General features: G+C 66.7%; 11 protein-coding genes and 3 pseudogenes. 4 read left to right on the top strand and 10 right to left on the bottom strand.

What is annotated here, in order from left to right; genetic code table 11:
* Positions 1 to 10 precede the first annotated feature (10 nt).
* Positions 11 to 262 (top strand): annotated as a pseudogene (locus tag AC3EUV_RS27100) (transposase); the annotation flags it as partial.
* Here the strand turns inward: AC3EUV_RS27100 and AC3EUV_RS27095 are convergent.
* From AC3EUV_RS27095 to hppD, 4 genes and pseudogenes are all read right to left on the bottom strand, one after another.
* Positions 231 to 1,124: pseudogene (locus tag AC3EUV_RS27095) on the bottom strand (SulP family inorganic anion transporter); the annotation flags it as partial. The pseudogenes AC3EUV_RS27100 and AC3EUV_RS27095 overlap by 32 nt on opposite strands.
* Positions 1,125 to 1,197: 73 nt before the next feature.
* Complete coding sequence (locus AC3EUV_RS27090; RefSeq protein ID WP_432143646.1) at positions 1,198 to 1,791, bottom strand: carbonic anhydrase; 594 nt, start codon at positions 1,789 to 1,791, stop codon at positions 1,198 to 1,200.
* A gap of 418 nt (positions 1,792 to 2,209) precedes the next feature.
* Complete coding sequence (locus AC3EUV_RS27085; RefSeq protein WP_435604114.1) at positions 2,210 to 2,830, bottom strand: SDR family NAD(P)-dependent oxidoreductase; 621 nt, start codon at positions 2,828 to 2,830, stop codon at positions 2,210 to 2,212.
* A 76-nt stretch (positions 2,831 to 2,906) separates the two neighbouring features.
* Positions 2,907 to 4,121, bottom strand: a complete 1,215-nt coding sequence (gene hppD / locus AC3EUV_RS27080; RefSeq protein WP_435604093.1) for a 4-hydroxyphenylpyruvate dioxygenase — start codon at positions 4,119 to 4,121, stop codon at positions 2,907 to 2,909.
* A gap of 2,187 nt (positions 4,122 to 6,308) precedes the next feature.
* Between hppD and AC3EUV_RS27075 the strand changes: the two genes are divergently transcribed.
* Positions 6,309 to 7,508: an RICIN domain-containing protein gene (locus tag AC3EUV_RS27075; protein ID WP_435604092.1), complete on the top strand. Its 1,200-nt coding sequence runs from the start codon at positions 6,309 to 6,311 to the stop codon at positions 7,506 to 7,508.
* A 399-nt stretch (positions 7,509 to 7,907) separates the two neighbouring features.
* Here the strand turns inward: AC3EUV_RS27075 and AC3EUV_RS27070 are convergent, their stop codons facing one another.
* The gene (locus tag AC3EUV_RS27070; RefSeq protein ID WP_432143643.1) at positions 7,908 to 8,300 is read right to left on the bottom strand and encodes a hypothetical protein; all 393 of its coding nucleotides are present in this window, start codon (positions 8,298 to 8,300) and stop codon (positions 7,908 to 7,910) included.
* 251 nt (positions 8,301 to 8,551) lie between these two features.
* Positions 8,552 to 9,251 (bottom strand): annotated as a pseudogene (locus AC3EUV_RS27065) (transposase); the annotation flags it as partial.
* Positions 9,252 to 9,906: 655 nt separating this feature from the next.
* On the opposite strand from AC3EUV_RS27065, the gene AC3EUV_RS27060 reads away from it, so the two are divergent.
* The gene (locus AC3EUV_RS27060; protein WP_435604091.1) at positions 9,907 to 12,291 is read left to right on the top strand and encodes a LuxR C-terminal-related transcriptional regulator; all 2,385 of its coding nucleotides are present in this window, start codon (positions 9,907 to 9,909) and stop codon (positions 12,289 to 12,291) included.
* A gap of 1,246 nt (positions 12,292 to 13,537) precedes the next feature.
* On the opposite strand, the gene AC3EUV_RS27055 is transcribed toward AC3EUV_RS27060, so the two are convergent.
* The 3 genes from AC3EUV_RS27055 to AC3EUV_RS27045 all read right to left on the bottom strand — a co-directional run bounded on the left by AC3EUV_RS27055 (position 13,538) and on the right by AC3EUV_RS27045 (position 14,905).
* Positions 13,538 to 13,720: a hypothetical protein gene (locus tag AC3EUV_RS27055; protein ID WP_432143641.1), complete on the bottom strand. Its 183-nt coding sequence runs from the start codon at positions 13,718 to 13,720 to the stop codon at positions 13,538 to 13,540.
* Between the two features lie 3 nt (positions 13,721 to 13,723).
* Entirely contained in the window at positions 13,724 to 14,005 is a 282-nt protein-coding gene (locus AC3EUV_RS27050) for an NAD-dependent epimerase/dehydratase family protein (protein WP_432143640.1), read from the bottom strand.
* 243 nt (positions 14,006 to 14,248) lie between these two features.
* Positions 14,249 to 14,905, bottom strand: coding sequence for a molybdopterin-dependent oxidoreductase (locus AC3EUV_RS27045; protein ID WP_435604090.1), 657 nt, complete (start codon positions 14,903 to 14,905; stop codon positions 14,249 to 14,251).
* A gap of 195 nt (positions 14,906 to 15,100) precedes the next feature.
* Between AC3EUV_RS27045 and AC3EUV_RS27040 the strand changes: the two genes are divergently transcribed.
* On the top strand, positions 15,101 to 15,406 hold the full coding sequence (locus tag AC3EUV_RS27040; RefSeq protein WP_432143638.1) for a hypothetical protein: 306 nt from the start codon (positions 15,101 to 15,103) through the stop codon (positions 15,404 to 15,406).
* A gap of 655 nt (positions 15,407 to 16,061) precedes the next feature.
* Here the strand turns inward: AC3EUV_RS27040 and AC3EUV_RS27035 are convergent.
* A complete protein-coding gene (locus AC3EUV_RS27035; RefSeq protein ID WP_435604089.1) occupies positions 16,062 to 17,234 on the bottom strand; it encodes a peptidoglycan-binding protein in 1,173 nt (390 codons plus the stop codon).
* Positions 17,235 to 17,809 lie beyond the last annotated feature (575 nt).

The following is a 17,809-nucleotide window of genomic DNA, read 5'->3' as shown; positions in this document are numbered from 1 at the left end:
CGCTGGCTGTATGAGGGCTGGGGAACTTTTCGCGTTTCGGGGCCGGTTGGAGGAGTTTGCTGGGGAGGTGTTCGCGCCGCTTGTGCGGCGGGATCAGCGTGAGAAGGGCGCCTTGTATCTGCGGGGGCTGTTGCTGGACGGCCGACGCAAGTCGATGCAGCCGATGGCTGGCCGTCTGGGGGTGGACCACCAGCAGTTTCAGCAGTTCATCACCTCCTCCACCTGGCCCCGGTCAGCGGCAGCGCGCCGAGCACTCCGCAGATGGCGTTGCCCACGCCCTGGGCCATCAGTTCCTTGTCGAAGTCGGTTCGCGGTCCGTTGTGCATACGGTCGACGGCGGCGGCGCTGAAGAGGCTCTCGGCCGAGGCGATGAGGGCGAAGGCGAGGACCGTACCGAGGGCGGCGAGGCTGCCCAGCGAGGCGAAGTCGGACATCCCCGGCGGCTGTATCGCCGAGAGGAGCCCTTGGACCTCGACGCGGGGTACGGACCAGCCGGCCACCAGGGTTGCCGTGGTGGCCAGGGCGACCGCGGCAAGCGGTGCGGGGAGCAGCTGGGCCTGGGCCGGGAGCTTCTTCCACAGCACGAGGACGGCGATGGTGCCCGCCCCGATGGCGAACGCGGTCAGGGCCTGGCCGGAGGTGGCGATCTCGGTGACCAGGTTTGGCACTCCCAGGATCTTGTCGATCCCGGAGCGGGGCTGTTTGACCCCGGCCATGGTGTAGAGCTGGCCGAAGATCAGAACGAGTCCGATGCCGGCCAGCATGCCCTGGACGACCGCGACCGTGATCGCGCGGAAGAATCGCCCGAACCGCAGTGCACCCAGGGCGAGTTGGATCAGTCCGGAGAGCAGGACGATGGCCCCGAGCACGCCGAGGCCGAATTCCTGGACGGCCTCGAAGACCAGGACGGTCAGGCCGGCGGCCGGGCCGCTGACCTGGAGGCTGCTGCCGGGAAGGAAGCCGACGACCAGGCCGCCGACTATGCCGGTGATCAGGCCGAGTTCTGCCGGCACACCGGAGGCTACGGCTACCCCCACGCAAAGGGGCAGGGCGACCAGGAAGACGACGAGGGAGGCTAGGACATCACGCCGCAGATGGGCGGGTTGTTTGAGAGGGGAGAGCATCAGTGGACTTCCTCGCACAGCGGAAGCGGAAGGGTGGAAGTACTGGGTGGCCCGTGGGGCGGGCGGATGCGGGTCACAGCGACAGGAAGGCCTTCTCGTCCGGCCCGTATGCCTTGACTGTTCCGGTGTGCACCTCGTAGTACCAGGCGTGCACGTTCAACGTGCCTTCCTTGACGCGTTCGGCGATGCAGGGGTGAGTGTGCAGTCGCTCCAACTGGGCGACCGCGTGGAGCTGGACCGCCTCTGCGACGTCGGGGGAGAGGGGTGTGGTCGTCTCGGGCTGGACGGCCGCGTGCTCCAGCCAGCCCTGTACGGCGGGCAGGCTGGAGAGATCACCCCCGCTGACCAGCGCGTTGACCGCGCCGCAGTGGGAGTGGCCGCATACGATGATGTCGCGGACGCCGAGTACCCGCACCGCGTACTCGATGGTGGCTGTCTCCGCGGCGGGGTGGTCGCTGCTGTACTCGGGCACGATGTTGCCCGCCGTCCGCAGCTCGAACAGTTCACCTGGGCGTGCACCGGTGATCAGTGACGGCACCACCCGCGAGTCGGAGCAGGTGATGAACAGCACCTCGGGGCTCTGGCCGGCCTCGAGGGCGCTGAACTCCGCAGCACGCTCTGCCACATGCGTCGTGAAGGATCGCGCGTTGTCAACCAGGGACTTCATGGTGGCCTTTCTCCTGCGCTCACGAGCGTGCTCGCGAACGCGGTGTGTTCAGGTCATCAGTGGAAGGAACATGTTCCGGTCCGCCTAAAGGCGGCAGCCGGTGATTCCGCGTCATCGTCGACGCGAAACGAAGAGGTGATCCGAGACGGGACGGCGCCCACGCCTAAAGGGCGGAGCGCCTCGCCACCGTATGGCGGCGGGAGCGGGGACGTCTGCGGTCCGGGAGCAACCATGCCGACCAGCGGTCGCACACGCAGGGGGTCCGCCGCCACTCCATCAGCGCATCTCCCCCAAAGGTCACGGCCATTGGCCAAAGCACACACGCGCCACTGCGTCAGCACGCCAGGTGGTCCGCTTGGCCATCACGTGAACACTTCTTTGCGTGGATATTACCTCATGGTCGGGGGGCAAGTCACGCTCAAATCACGGTAACGCGCCGTCTCCCACGGCCAATTGGTGCATTTCCTATTGCGATGCGCAAAGGTGTACGCCCCTGGGTGGAGCGAGAGCCGGAGAGCGCTCCCACCATCGCCACGACTGATCGTGGCTCCTCAGTGCTCCAGACCGGTGCGGGAGTCGATGAGGAACGGCCGCTTGTCGACCAGGGGTTCGTTGATCGGGGGGCGATGTAGCCCGGGGCGATGGTGGTCACGATGATGCTGTTCTTCCACAGCCCTCCACGAAGCGACTGAAGGTATCTCGTGAGCCCCGCCTTGGAGGCGCTGTAGAGCGACCCGCCCGGCACGCCGAAGGCCGCCGCAACGGGGGCGATGCCCACCACCTGCCCGCCGCGCTGACGGCGGGAGTGGGTGACGGCAGCATCTATAGTCGCCGTCGCGCCCAGCAGATAGACGTCGACCGCCGCGCGGTGCGCCTCGAAGCGGCCCTCACTGGTGTCGCCCCGGTGTCGGCCCCGGCGTTGGCTATACCGGTCCCAGCCTGCCGAATCGCGAGGTCGCCTCGTCGACCGCGCGAGCCACTGCCTCGTGGTCGGTGACGCCGAGGGCTGCCACGGACACCGAACGCCGGGGGTATGCACTGTCACCGGGACGGGCAGCGCCGAGATGGGGCATGCCCCGGAGCTGTCGGCCGTGGTCCTCGTGTGGTGCTCGGCGTCAGAGGTTGCCGCGTCGCTCCTGCTCGCGCTCAATCGACTCGAACAGGGCCTTGAAGTTGCCGTTGCCGAAGCCGAAGGAGCCGTGCCGCTCGATCAGTTCGAAGAAGACCGTCGGCCGGTCGCCGAGGGGCCTGGTGAAGATCTGTAGCAGGTAGCCGTCCTCGTCGTGGTCTACGAGAATGCCCCGCTTCTGCAGCTCCTCGATCGGCACGCGCACCTTGCCGATCCGCTCCCGCAGCTCCGGGTCCTCGTAATAGGCGTCCGGGGGCGACAGGAACTCCATGCCCTCCTTGCGGAGCTCGTCGACCGTCCGCAGGATGTCGTTGGTCGCCAGGGCGAGGTGTTGGGCGCCCGGTCCGCGGTGGCGCTCCAGGTACGCGTCACTCTGCGCTGTGCGCTTGGCGATGGCCGGATCGTTGCGCGGGAACTTCACGCGGTGATTGCCGTTGGCGATGACCTTCGACATCAGGGCCACGTAGTCGGTCGACATAACATCACTGATGAACGCAGCCATGTTCACGAAGCCCATGACACGGTGGTATGGGCCGACCCACTCGTCCATCTTGCCGAGTTCGACGTTGCTGACGATGTGGTCCAGAGCATGGAACAGCCGCTTGGGAGCACCGTCGCGTTTGACATAGCTGCTCGTGGCCGGCTTATAGCCCGGCAGGTACGGGCCGGCGTAGCGGGCCCCGTTCACCAACCGCTGGACGAGCGTGTGGCGCGTCTCTCCGTACGTGGCGATGGTGGCGACGCGCACCACCCCGTGCTCGTCGCTCAAGTCGTACGGACCCTCAAGAACCGAGGTGCCGGTGCGGCGGGCCCGGGCGATGTACTTGTCCACGTCCGGGACTTCGAGGGAAATGTCGATCACGCTGTCGCCGTGGGCGGCGTGATGGTCGGCCAGAAGACTGTCCGGGCCGACGGCGCCCTTGAGGACGAAGCGGATCGAGCCCGACTGCAGGACGAACGCCTTGTGGTCCCAGTTGCCGTTCTCCGGGCCGGAAGAGGCCACCAGCTCCATGCCCCACGTGGACTGGTAGTAGTGAGCCGCCTGGGTGGCGTTGCCGACGACGAACACGATCGCGTCCCACCCGTTCACGGGGATCAGGTCGGTGCTCTCGTCGTACTCGACCAGGTCCACCAGCTGTTGGAACTGGTCGAGGTCGAGACCGGCTGGCTGCTCCTGGTCGGTCAGGGGGTCCCTGCTCATGCTGTTGACTACTCCGTTTCGAGAGGGGGTTGCGGACGTGCGGTGGGCGGGAGGCGACAGCGGTTCGGCGAGCCACGGGGCGGGCCACACGACGCTGTCGCAGCGGGCTCATGTCACCCGGGCGACTGTCGATGCAGTCGATGGTCAGGAGGTGTAACCTTCGCTCCTTACCCTGCTGGCTTCCCGACAACTCGGTCATGGGAGGTACTCACCTTCTTGGTGGCTCGTGGGGCGCCGCCGGGCGCTTACGCAGAGGTTCGGCGCTCCGGGGGCGGCTCAGTTGAGGGCAATTTGCTTGGTCTCCGGCATCCGCCAGACAGCGAACGAGCTGATCAGTAGGAGGGCGGTGACGTATCCGAGGAAGAGTGCCGCATGACCGGAACGGTTGAGCCGGGTCTGTAGATACGGGGTGGTGCCGCCGAAGAGCGCTGCGCCGACGGCGGCCGCGAATCCGGCCCCCTGCGGTGTGTACGCCGGGGGAAGATCTCCGCGTACGCGACGGGGGAGACTGCCGCCCCCGGTGCGTTGAAGACCATCGCCCCGATCAGGGCAACGGCTAGCGTGTGTCGGTTTCGGGCTGGTGGTCACCGGCCCCCTACCGGCACATCCAGCTCATGGAGTGGGCCCGACCGGCTTCGGCACCTGTCTGGTGCTCCATGTCAGCCCGCGGCTTCACCACGGACGCCAGCATGTGTGGTCCGCGATCGTCACGCGCCGCCTGTACCGCGTGCCGCGCCGGATGTGCACCACCAAGAGTGCTCTACGCTCTGAGATCCGGGAAGCGTATGACTACTCGCTTCTGTACGCTTCTTGCGCCAGACCGTGGATCGGCGTTCTCCAGCGCTTGAGGGACCTGGGCCGTGGCCCAGGTGGGCTGTCTTCGGGTGGAGACGCCGAGTCTGGCCAGGGTGCGGTGGCCGTGTCCTTCGGCAGTGCACGAGGAGATCGCCAGCTTGACGGCGATCTCCATGTCGGTCAGGCCGCGGGCGAGCAGAGCGGCGATTTGGACGCCCTCGCGCACAGCAGCGGTGCGCAGGCGTGGACCTCCAGTGCTTGATCGAGCAGGACACGGGACTCGGTCGGGCATCGATTGTGAGCCAAGCTCCGCAGCGTCGCCGCACACATGTGCCTCACTCAGTGGCCGCGCCTCGCGAGAGCAACGGGCCGCTTCCAGCAGCAGATCCGCGTCATGGGCACGCAGCCCCTGGCGCCGGTGGTGCCAGAGGAGAGGTGGTACCCGAGCAGGACGACACCCCCGCTGCGTTCCGTCGCCTCATGGACGGCCACGAAAGTAGCCTCTGCCCCGTCATTGCGATTGAGCTCGATGCAGCAGTTGGCCAGGGCGAGTGCCGCTCGATCCGCTGGGCCGGGTGGCTTGTTCCGGCGCGAACCGAGATGCCTGCCGCGCCAGTTCCAGGTCCTTGGTATCGGGAGATTTCAGGAACCGCCTGGCCGGCAGGGGGCGTCGCCGACGCCGTACGCCTGGGCTGCGCGCCGGGGGATCACCGCGACAGATCCGACCTCCGGCAGCTCACCCCGGTCGAACGGCACACCGGGCTGAACGCAGTGAACCGGAGCGCCTCGGTCATGGGCACATCAGCGCTCTTGGCTGCAGCTTGCGCTTCCGTGAGTGTCAGGTCGAATCGGTCGCGCGCAGGCGATCTGAACGATGATCCAGCGCAGCGGGCTCGCCAACTCCGGATCCGGGCTCCTCCGGCTGGGCCAAGCGCCCGGATGAGAGATGCCCGATCGCTCGGGACAGCTGCAAGGTGGGGGCAGCGCCGATCGTCGGGGCAGAGAAGCTCCAGCGCTTTGTCAAGCAGGCGTAGGGCCACCGTCGCTGCTCGCGCGGCGAGCTGTGGAGCGAAGTCCGTGCAGCGGCCTCTGTGCTGTCGCACCGCACGGTGCTGCCTCGAGCTCTTCCACGCATGGCGTGTGAATGGTCGAGATCCATTTCCGTGCGGGGGGGAGAGAGAGGTGGCAATCAGGTAATTCTACGATTGTGCGCGGAGCGCTGCAGCGCTACGTTCTCAGTCATCTGACCAGCGGGCATGTCGATTTCCGGAGACTTTGGAAAGACCTTACAGCCACCGGCGCAGCGGTGCCTCCGCAGCGCCTAGGGCGGAAACGTCTCAGTCGACTTCCGCATCAGCTCATTCTTCCACCTCACGAGACAGGGGAAGGAACATGTCCGCACTCAGCCAACACAGTCTTCCGGCGAGGGTGGCCACCAAAGTACTGGCCGCACTTATCGCCGCTTTGGGGATCGTCATCGCCCCGCTCCCTACCGCCATCGCTCACGCAGACAGTGGAAGTAGTGACATCTACGTTTCCATCAGTCCAAGGAATGACAGCGGACTGAGCTTTAAGCACATCCCGCCAATGGTGTGCAAAGATCCTGAACATGTGGCCCCATGGGAAGACGGTGGGATTCCAGATGGAAATGCATTTCCGCCGTGTCGCCAAGTTGGGCCGAATTCCCTCCAGCTTGCACCTGCCGCAACGGAACAGTTGGGGCCGTCGAACACGAAGTCGAATCAACAGTTCACCATTGTCCCGGCCTCCGACGGATGGTTCAATCTGCAGCTCACCGATCAAGGGTCTGTCGTCTGTCTCGCGGAACCGTCCAGTGGGCTTTTCAACGAGCAGCCATGTCCGACGTCCGGAACTTGGACTCTGCAGCCGGCGAGCGACGCAACGAACTACTTTCTGATCCGCCATGTCGGAGACAACATGTGCATCGCTCCCAGCGGAGACGTGAGTAGCGGGACCCTGGTGGGAGTGAGTGCCTGCGACGGTGGCAACACGAAGCAGCAATGGTCCATCACCACTTCTGACAACTCCACGCCGCCCGCGCCCAGCAATGGTGCTGCGATCAGCTTGGGCGAAAACAAGATCGAGGTGTGCAACTGGGGAGGCTACGCCGCCAGGGCGGTCATCGACTACAAGGTCAAGGCGGATGCGTCGAGCGACACAGAGACTTCGGGCCATTACGCGATCGAATCGTTCCCAGTCGATCAGTGCCGGACTGCAACGCTGCCAGCGGGGAAGGTCTCGGCAACGATAACCCTCCGCCGATACACGGGCTACAAGCTGGGTGATTACGCGTTCGCCGATGGCGCCGCTGGTTCATTTGCCGGCGCCGGTGAGAACGACAAGATCACGGCAGTCTGGACCCTTGGCGGGCCACACGCGAACGCCACGTATCACATGTACGGCGCGACGTGTGATTCGTCTTCGGGTTTCGAGCAGAAGAGCGACAGTCAGGTGTTTTCAAAGCAGGAGAGCGGCCAGCAGGGCTGCACATCAAACATCTCTGCCGCCGATGTGGGCGCAATTGTCAACACTGCTTGGGGAGTCCTGGCATCGCTCATGAAATTCTTCTAGGCGGAATGTTTACGCCCAGTACGTCCACGACGCGATCCCTGATATTCGGTAGCCTTCGACAGGGGATACTTGGAGGCCAGGAATTCCCTCGTGCGCCCGAACGCTAGCCTGATCAAGCTAGGAGCATTGGCCCGGCAGGACTCCCTGCCGGGCTCTTCCTGCAAGGTCCGACATCCGTGGATGCTGCCGTGGAGCAGCCAGCCAGCCCGGCGGATGCTGCGTGAAGCGACTGACCAGCCAGGTGACGAAGCACGGGACGAGTGCCCCCGCCCCCGCCCCCGCCTTCGCCGACGCTACGCGGCTGTCTCGCGCTGCTCGCCCCGGCCGTCGTCGCGATCTTGATAGCGGTCCCCACCGCCATCTTCAACCTGGTCATCCACCGCCAGCTGGGCCGCCGGATCACCGTCGGGAGCCTGTCAACTTGCGGCGCGGACCGTTCCGTGGGCTACCGACGCTCAACACTCCGGCAGCGCCTGGCCCGGTTCGTCCCCTCTCAGAAGCAGACCCGATGCGGCGCGGATGATCATTCCCTTGGCCCGGCCGACGATGTGGTAGTAGCCGTCGGCATCCCTGCGGGTGGGGGCGCCAGTACAGATCCAGCCGTTGTTGATCGCCTCGGCGGAGACCTCGGGGCGGTTGTACCGAGTGTCCCTTGATCGCGATCTCGCCGACCGTATCGGGGCCGTCGGGGAGTGCGCTCCAGTCACGGTTGATGAGCTTCATGTCCACGCCCCACATCGGCTTGCCGATGGAGCCAGGCCGGTTCTCGTCCGTGCCTGGGGTGAAGCGCAATGCGGGGGAGGTCTCCGAGAGCCCGCATCCCTCACCTCAGGTCCCCGCGAAGCGATGATGCTACGGGTCGGAAACTTCACCCTGACCCACCTCTTCAGGCCCAAGGTCAGACCTGAGGATGACGGCCGGGATGCGGGTGCCACTAGCGGCTGGTCCGGCTATACGTCTATCGGGCGAAGACCGGCCCGATCCGGCGCTTTAAGAATGAGTCATGTCTTCCGTCTCGTTCCCCAGGAGTCTCAATGATGAAGTCAAGCCTCCTGCGTGACCGGCGGGGCGGAGGTGAACGTCCTGCTGTCGCGCACAAGCGCCCACAGAACGTCGGCCCGCCGCCGGGCCGGGGAGAGAACGGACTGGACGTGCTTGCATCCCTCGCCGCGCTTCTTGAGGTAGAAGTCCCGGTTCGGTCCCTCGCGGATGACACCGGTCTGGGCGGACATGGAGAACACCCTGCGCAGGCAGCGACAGTAGCGCTTGGGCCGGTGGAGGTTGCCGGTCCGTCGTCCGGAGTCGCGCGGGACGGGCACCAGGCCGGCCGCCGAGGCCAGGTGGCCGGCGTCCATGTAGGAGGACAGATCTCCAGCAGCGACGACGAACTCGGCTCCCCGTATCGGACCCATGACAGGCCGGGACTCGATGAGCTCCGCCTGCGGATCGCCTCGAAAAGCGTCGCGGATCTGCCGGTCGATCCGCCTCAAGCGGTCGTCCAGGGCCAGGACCTGTGCCGTCAGGTCAGCGACGACCTGGGCGGCAACGTCCTCGCCGGACAGCGCGGTATGCTGCGTCTGAGCCGCCTCCAGGGCGGTGGCCGCGACCGCGTCGGCGCCGCGGACGCTGCGGTTGGCCAGCCACGCCGTGAGCCGGACCCGGGCTGCGGCGCCGGATGGCGGCCGGGGTCTAGTAGCCGGTCAGCGGGACGAGCGCACCCTTGTGGCTGCTGTCGTCGAAGGCCCAGCCCAGTGGTGCCCCTTACTTGCGTCGATCACGGCCCAGACCTGGGCCTGGGGCTTGCTCACTCGCCCCTCCTCGTTCCGCACAGCATGCCGTCGGCCCGAGGAACACCCCACCGTCATCACCGTAGACAGCGGCCGTACAAAGCGCGCAGATTTCAATCAGCAGTGAGGGCGCCCCGGAGTACCGGACAGCCACTCCTTGGGAGCCGCTGAAGGCACGCACCCATAAGCCACGTCCGGCCCTCCCGGGCCACCCAACAAACTACGGAGTGCCATGTCACACGCGGCTGCCGCCCCGGAGCGGCCCGGCTCGCCCGCGGGCCGACCCAGCGCGTCCGACAGCCGCACCCGCCAGGACAACCGCACCTCCACCCACGCGTTCAGGGAGGACACCGTCTATCGCCGCGCATGCGTCGTCGGCCGACGGACAGCGGTCCGGTTCTCGTTGACAGTCCCCAGCGGAATCGTGGCTCCGACACCCACCGCAATAGGGGAAGTAAGGAAAGCCCTCCGCAGGCTCGCTGGTCCCCGTACGTCGGGACTCGGGTGGGACTTACGCGGTGCACTCCTGTCCGACGGCGGTGGTCCAGCGTGGAACTCGTCGTAAGTCCGATTGCCGCAACGAGTTCATTGAGGAAGACGGGGCGAGTCCCATGGCAGGTTCAAGACGGGATGCTGGATGGATACCAGCGGAAGTCAACACCTTCGTCGGGCGACAGCGCGAGATGTCGCAGGCACGGACGTTGCTCACTCGAAGCAGGCTGTTGACGTTGACGGGTGCTGGCGGAATCGGCAAGACCCGTCTGGCGCTACGGGTAGCTCGCGATGTTCGACGCTCGTTTCCCGACGGAGCGTGGGTGGTGGACCTGGGGCCGGTGGAGGACGGCGCGCTGCTCGCACAGACGGTGCTGGCCGCGCTGGGCCTTGACCACAAATCGGCGTTGCCGGCAGTCACGGTGCTGGTCGATCACCTCGCGGACAAGCAGCTGCTGCTGGTGCTGGACAATTGTGAGCATGTGCTCGAAGCCAGCGCGGTCCTCGTTCGCACGCTGCTTGCCGCAGCGCCCGGTTTGAAGGTGCTGGTGACCAGCCGACAGTCACTCGGAATTGACGCCGAGTCCCTGCTGACCGTACCGCCGCTGGCGACACCGAATCCTGACCGGCCGCCGCCGCCGAGGGCCATGATGCGGTATGCGGCGGTGCAGCTGTTCGTGGAGCAGGCCTCGGCCGTACTCGGCGAATTCACACTCAGTGAGGAGGATCGTCTGGCCGTCGCGGGTATCTGCCACCGGTTGGACGGCCTCCCGCTCGCCATCGAACTGGCGGCGGCCCGGCTGCGGGTGCTGTGTCCGCAACAGCTCCTGGGCGCTCTGGATGACCGCTTGGCCTTGCTGAACGAGGGGAGCCGCGCCGCGCCGGCGCGGCAGCAAACGCTGCGCGCGGCGATCGACTGCAGCTTCGTCCTGTGCACCCCTCAGGAGCAGTGGGGGTGGGCACGCCTTTCCGTCTTCTGCGGTGGCTTCGACCTGGAAGCGGCCGAAGCGGTCTGCGCAGGGGAAGGGCTAGCCCGCGAGCAAGTCCTTGGTGTCATCTTGGAGTTGGTGGACAAATCCGTGCTGACGATGGAGAGCCGGCGCGGGCTGGGGCGCTACCGCATGCTGGAGACGATCCGCCAATACGGCCGCGACCTGCTGCGCCTTGGAGGGGAGGAGACGGCCGTACGGCGCCGGCACCGTGACCACTACCGGGAGCTGGCCGCCCGTGCGGAAGCCGATTGGTTCAGCGCACGCCAGGAGGCCTGGTCCACCCGTCTGTATCTGGAGCGCACCAACATCCGCGCGGCCCTGGAGTTCTGCCTGAACACGCCGCACGAAGTGGACGCCGGGCTCGTCTTGGCCACCTCCTTGTGGGGCAACGCGCTGGGTGCGGGCAGTCTGGATGAGCAACGCCGTTGGTTCGGCCAGGCCCTTGCACGGGATGCCGAGCCGACCCCGGCCAGAGCCAGAGCACTGTGGGTCGACGGCTGGCTGGCCCTCCTGCTCGGCGATATCTCTACCGCGCAGGCCCGGCTGGATGCATGCCAGGACCTTGCGAAACGGCTGGGTGATGCGGAATCCCTGGCCCACGCTGTGCAGTTCGCCGGACTGACCGCACTCTTTCGAGAAGACTTTCCCGCAGCGGTGTGCCTGTTGGAGGAGGCCTTCGACCGCCACCGCGCCACCGCGGACCTGTGGGCTGAGTGGACGGCCCTGTTCCTCCTCGCTGTTGCTTACTGTCTGACCGGCGACCCGCGCGCCTCCGCGATGGCGGAACAGTGTCTGGCCCTGTGCGACGCCCACGATGCGCGATGGTCCCGCTCCTACGCGCTGTGGCTCCTCGGGCTCCAGCACTGGCTCTGTGGGGACACCCGGCGCGCGATCCCCTTGCTCCAGGACGGGCTGCGCATCGTCCGATCCGGCCGCAACCTCCTCGGCGCGGCCCAGTGCCTTGAGGTCCTGGCCTGGGCGACAGCGCAGGACGGACGCAGCGAACAGGCCGCCACCCTCCTAGGTGCCGCCCAAACGGCCTGGCTGTCGGTCGGCATCGCACTGCCCGGCCTCGGCCGCCTCCTCCATTACCACAGCGAATGTGAGGCCCGGCTGCGTGGCTTCCTCGGAGATTCCGCCTATGCCGCCGCCGCGAAGAGGGGAACCAAGCTCACACTGGACCAGGCAACCGACTACGCACTCGGCGAGCCGCCCACCACACCCACCACACCCACCACACCCACAGCCCCCATCCCTGAAGCCCCCCCAACGCCCCTGACTCGACGACAACGGCAGGTGATCGAGCTGCTTGCCCAAGGTCTGACCGACAAGCAGATCGCCGCCAAGCTGGTGTTGTCCCCACGCACGGTGGAAGGACACGTATATCGCCTGCTCGCCGTACTCGGCTTCGACTCACGCACCCAGATCGCCACCTGGGCGGTGGAGAACTTCGCGCCGTGCCAGGGGGAGCCTGATGAATCAGGCTCTGTCCGACCCGGCGCAGCATGGTGAAGGCGTTTGCCACGGTCAGACAGATCAGGCGCAGCAGCATGATCGGTCATCGTACTGCTGCGACGTCGACCGCCGTGGCACCCAACGCCATCTGTCTCCTGACTTGCGTGGAAGGACTTCTCGGCACCACAGCGTCCGCTTCGAGGAGAGACCCTCGTGCTTGTCGTGCCGCAGCTTCGCGGCGAAAGTGTCTGCTGGAATCTTCGTCTCGAAGCTCTGCCGGCGTTCGGAGCTCCTCCGTAAGGTCCAGGTGTGGTCAGTTGGTTGGTTGCCGCCGTGCGGCTTCATGATGCGGGGCGCCTGGCCGGAGCGGAGGCATGTGGCGGTGGCGATCACGAGCGCTGCGGCTCCGTAGGCGCATGCCTGGAGGGGGAATCCGGGGAAGAGCCGGCCGGCCTGGTAGAGGGTGGTGCCGGCGAGGGTGACGGTCAGCCACTCCCAGCGGCCGTTCCATGGCTACGAGGGCGACCACGAGCAGGGAGTACCAGGGGTGGTTCGGGGAGAGCAGGAGCAGGGTCGCGCCGGTGGGCAACAGGGCGCCGCGCCAGGAGCGTGTGGGGTCACCGCGCCGCCACACGTACAGCCCGGTCAGCGTGAGCAGTACTGCCGCGGGCGCACTGGCGGCGGCGTCCGCCAGCGCCAGTCGCAGCAGGGCGAAGCGGTGTACGTGCCCGGGTTGGTAGCCCTCCTCGTGGAGATACCGGGGCAGGTAGCCCAGGGCGCCCGCGCCGGAGGCGAGGACGTGGGGCAGGCAGGCGAACGCGACTGCGGTTATGGCGCCCGCGACGACGCGCGCTGGTCCGCGTTCCGGACAACAGGGCAGGGCCAGGCAGGACTTTGACGGCGATCGCGGCGCCGAGCAGCCCACCGCGGAGGATTCCTGCGATGGCGGTGTCGAGCGTGAGCACGACGAACAGGAGACCGAGAGTGTCCTGTGGGCCTGTTGACCGCTTCAAGGGCTACCGGCGGGCACCAGGCCCACAGCGCGGCCGGCCGTCGTCCGGCCGCAGGTCACCACGACGACGCGGGACGCGGAGCGGCGCGAGGGTCGTGCCGAAAGCTAGGACGGCGCCGTCGACATGGAGGGGCTCGTGGAGGCTGTTCGGCAGGGACAGCGCGTGAACGGCGAGGTACCAGGTGGGAACGGTGGGCCGGTTGCTGCGGAGGAAGAGGCCGTCGCTGGTGCGAGCGAATCCCCAGCCACTGCAAGTCTTGTTGGGGAAGAGCCAGTCGTCGCGCAGGCGGGTCAGCTATGGCTCGGCGGGCGGGTACGCGTAGGGGGAGATTCCGGCGGCTGGACGCGGCCGTCCCAGGCGTAGCCGTACATGTCGGTGCTGGTGCGCGGCTGCGCGGTGAGTTCGGCTAGGGCGACCGCGGCCGATCCTGTCAGTACGAGGACGGACGTGGCGCGGGCCGGGGGATTGCCCACGGTTCACACGGCAGCGGCGAACAGAGCCAGGCTACGGCGTATCCCGCCAGAAGCCGGCCGGGCGCGCTGTGGCCGTGGCCGATCCCCCCGCAGGGCGTCGGCCACGGCCTCCCCGTCGCGGACGTGGGCGTGCCGGCAGTCCACCCCGTCGGGGATGGGCGGTGCAGTGCGGTGGGCGGCGGGCAGCAACGAGTCGATGACGCGCACCTCGTGCCCCGTGGTGAGGGGGCGGTGACGATGGTGCGAGCCGATGAAGCCCGCACCTCCAGTGACCAGGATCAACATGCCACCAAACGTAGGGAGACGCACGCCGGTGGCGGGGCACTCGGTGCGAGGTCGGGTTCGTAGGGCCATCGTGCTCCCGCGCGTCCTCGCCGGGTGCCGACGCCACCGGCAGCAGGGCGAGCGCCACCCGAAGCCGGCGTCGTGAACACGCAGGCGGGCTGCCCGGGCGCTCCGGCGCCCGCTCGCAACGCATCCGGTGCCGGTAGGACGGCTCGTCCCACGGGAGAGAAGGCACGAAAAGAGTCACGCATTGGGCTGCCGATGAGCAGGCCCGAACCCCCTCACGGCCAGCCAAACCGCCGTCACCGCGGCCACGGCCACTATCGCGATCAGCCAATTGTGCGGATGATCCAGCGGCAGCACCGAGGCATTGGCCGTCTTCCCCGACCGCAGCAGCACCGGCAGTGTCACCGTCGTCAATACGCCCGCAATCAGCAGCGCCCCGCGGACCGGACTGCGCCCACCGCCGCGTACCAGCACCCATCCGACCAGCAGCACGAACGGGGCGATCACCACGTCGTGTAGGAGGACCGCTCCGCCGAGCCACATCAGAACATCTATCGGGTCGCGGACGTCCACCCCCGCGGCCATGTGCACCACACCGGCCGCACCCAGGACCACGCCCAATGCCTTCGGCCGATCCGGGGCGATGAACCGCGCTGGGTATCCGTGGTCGGGGTGCAGTTCCTCGCCGTTCGAGCCCAGGGCGAGCAGGGTAAGAGGATCGCGGGCGTGCTCAGGCCCGAGCTCCCGGTAGCCGCCTCTCGGCTCCAATGACTCCACCCGTACGCGCGCATGCGCCGACGCCCCCGCACGCGCCAGCAGCTCCACCTGGTGTTGCGGGAGGGCGCGCAGCTCGTCCAGGCTCAGGGCGTACGGCTGCACGCTGGTCACCACCACCAGGCAGTACTCCTCGGCAGCGTTCCCGCCTACCCCCGCCGCGGCGGGGGGCCGGTAGACCGGAAGCCCCTTCGGGCCCCGGTCCGGGTGGCGGGGCGCGAACAGGGCCACAGTCCTGGGCGACCGGCCAGTCCCATGTGCCTTGACCGCGTAGTGCACGGATGCGAACGAAAACGGCCACGCATACCACTGACCGTGTTCAACAGCCCGGTCGCCCATGCGAACTGGGCGTCGGCCATCAGCACCGCGACCGGCAGCCGTACCAGGGCGTGCTTGACCGACCGCAACGGCGGCCCCCCGAACAACCGCAGATACACCGCCTACAGCTTCGTCAGCAGCAAACGGGACCGCAGCGGTGCCAGAGACGACGTGAAGGCCCTGACTGAGCCGACAACCCCACGTCGGGCGGCTTGGGATGCTGTTGGGCAGCAAGCCCGGCGGATGCTGCATGAAGTGACTGACCAGCCCGGCGATGAAGCACAGGACAAGCACCACCCCTAGCCATCTGCCGATCGAGGGCGCCGTGCGGGCATCATGCAGTCTGCCCTTGAACACCGGCGAAAGGGCTTCCAGTTTCATCTTTCCATTCCAACTCGGCGCGTACCGGTCACGGAACAACTGAACTCTGAGGGAACAGGGGCATCCCGTCGGCACGACGTTCGCCGCCGCTCAGGACGTGTCCGGGCGATCATGCGGGGAGCCCGAGAATCAGAGTTGCGGCGGTGGCCGTTCCAAAGCTGTGTGATGTCCCACCCGACAAACAGGCCATGGCCTCGTCACCTGGAGTGGTGAAGCTGCTGCGTCCTCGCCCTCAGCCAGGTCTGAGCTCGCATCTGGAGGTCGTATACCCGGACACGACTGGCCAGCCGCGAGTTGCCCAAGCCTGCACGCGGACCGGCCCGCTGTCGCGGTGCCGGTCCTGACGCGCCCGGAGGGGCCGACGGGTGAGAGCGGTGCGATGCCGGCAGATCTACCCAGACCGGCAGAATGGCGCTGGTGAGTGGGCAGGCACGGACTTCCGTTGGGATGGTCAGGGGACTCGACTCCTCCTGATCGCCGAAACCCGTACCTGCCTCCGTCTCACCGCCGGGCAGTCAGCTGCGAAGCAGGCCAGACACCCGATCACCATCAATCGAGAGCGACGTAGCCCTGTGGGTCACGGCTGCTGAGCATTACCGCCAGGCAGGTCGGTGGACGGTGCCGGTGACGTGGTCGACGTGGAAGCGTCTTCCGTCGCGGGAATCTTGAGCTGATTCCACGATGTGGCACCGGGGATGCCGTCCGCATCTGGGCCCTGGTATCCCAGACTTTCCTGCCACTTCTGGTAGGTGCTCTGTAGCGCCTCGCCCCACTTGGAGCTCACTTGATCGGGCGCCAGGTATCCGATTTCGGCGAGGCGCTTGGCCAGGGCGAGGATGACCGGACTGTCCTTCCCTTCAACGAAGTACCCCTTACCCGGGAACGGCTCGAGAGCGTTGCCGTCAGGTGGTGTGGTCGGCGTGGAAGCGTCACCCGTTGCGGGAACCTTGAGCTCATTCCACGATGTGGCACCGGGGATGCCGTCCGCACCTGCACCCCGACCTCCCAGATTCTCCTGCCACTTCTGGTAGGTGCTCTGTAGCGCCTCGCCCCACTTGGAGCTCACTTGATCGGGCGCCAGGTATCCGATTTCGGCGAGGCGCTTGGCCAGAGCGAGGATGACCGGACTGTCCTTCCCTTCAACGAAGTACCCCTTACCCGGGAACGGCTCGAGAGCGTTGCCGTCAGGTGGTGTGGTCGGCGTGGAAGCGTCACCCGTTGCGGGAACCTTGAGCTCATTCCACGATGTGGCACCGGGGATGCCGTCCGCACCTGCACCCCGACCTCCCAGATTCTCCTGCCACTTCTGGTAGGCGCTCTGTAGCGCCTCGCCCCACTTGGAGCTCACTTGATCGGGCGCCAGGTATCCGATTTCGGCGAGGCGCTTGGCCAGAGCGAGGATGACCGGACTGTCCTTCCCCTCAACGAAGAATCCATCACCCGGATAGACCTCGTACGTGCCCTGGTCAGTGCTCTGGTCAGCGCCGCCCCCCGGCGTGGCCCGAGCCGGAGAGGCCTGGGTGGCTGCGCTCGATGCGGACGAACTCGTGAGCGTCTGACGGTGCGCCGACGTGCTGGAGTGCGGGAACTCGTCAGAGGTCGACAGGGGACTTTCGAGCCCGCCCGGCTTGCTGTCGGCCAAGGCGGCTGTCTCTGATGCAACCAACGCGGCGGTGAAGGCTCCGGCAACAGTTGCTGCGGATACCCATTTACGCGTTCGGCTGACACGTATTTTGCGATGCATGCCCATGCTTTAGATTCCCTGATCCTTATTCATTGTTTTTCGGTGAAGCGCTTTCCGGTGAAGTCGTCAGACTATTCCTGGAAACTGTCGTCGCGGGACGAGGTCGCCGAACGGCGAATGCGAACCACTTCCCCGCAATCGCAATATTTGTCGAGCAGGACGACGCTGATTGCTGCACCCAATAGGGTAGTGACGGTGCGATGGGCAGTTCCCAGAATTTGAACTGTGCGACTGACGATAGGGGACGTTATGTCGGGTCTCACCTCCTCGGCCGTCTAGACGGAAACGACGTGCAATCGCCATTCGTGCTATAGCATCCGAGCCGACGGAAGGGCTGTGCCACTCCGCTATCCCTTGGACGCTGCTACGGGTGAGTGCTCGAATCCGGAGGGACACCTTGCAGGACCCTAGAAGTCTCGGCCCCTTGAGGGCCGGGTAGTCATGGGTGACCTTGCGGATGGGTCGCCGCGCCGACGATCGAGCTCAGCACGTGCGACGAATTCAGCCGACTGGCCATCATCTTTCCTGTCCACCCCGGCGTCGGAAAGCGTAGAAGTACGCTCTTTGCTACTTGACCATGT

Source organism: Streptomyces sp. bgisy130 (assembly GCF_057708345.1).
Note: the sequence above shows the minus strand (reverse complement) of the source record. Positions and strands in the feature narration are given on the sequence as shown.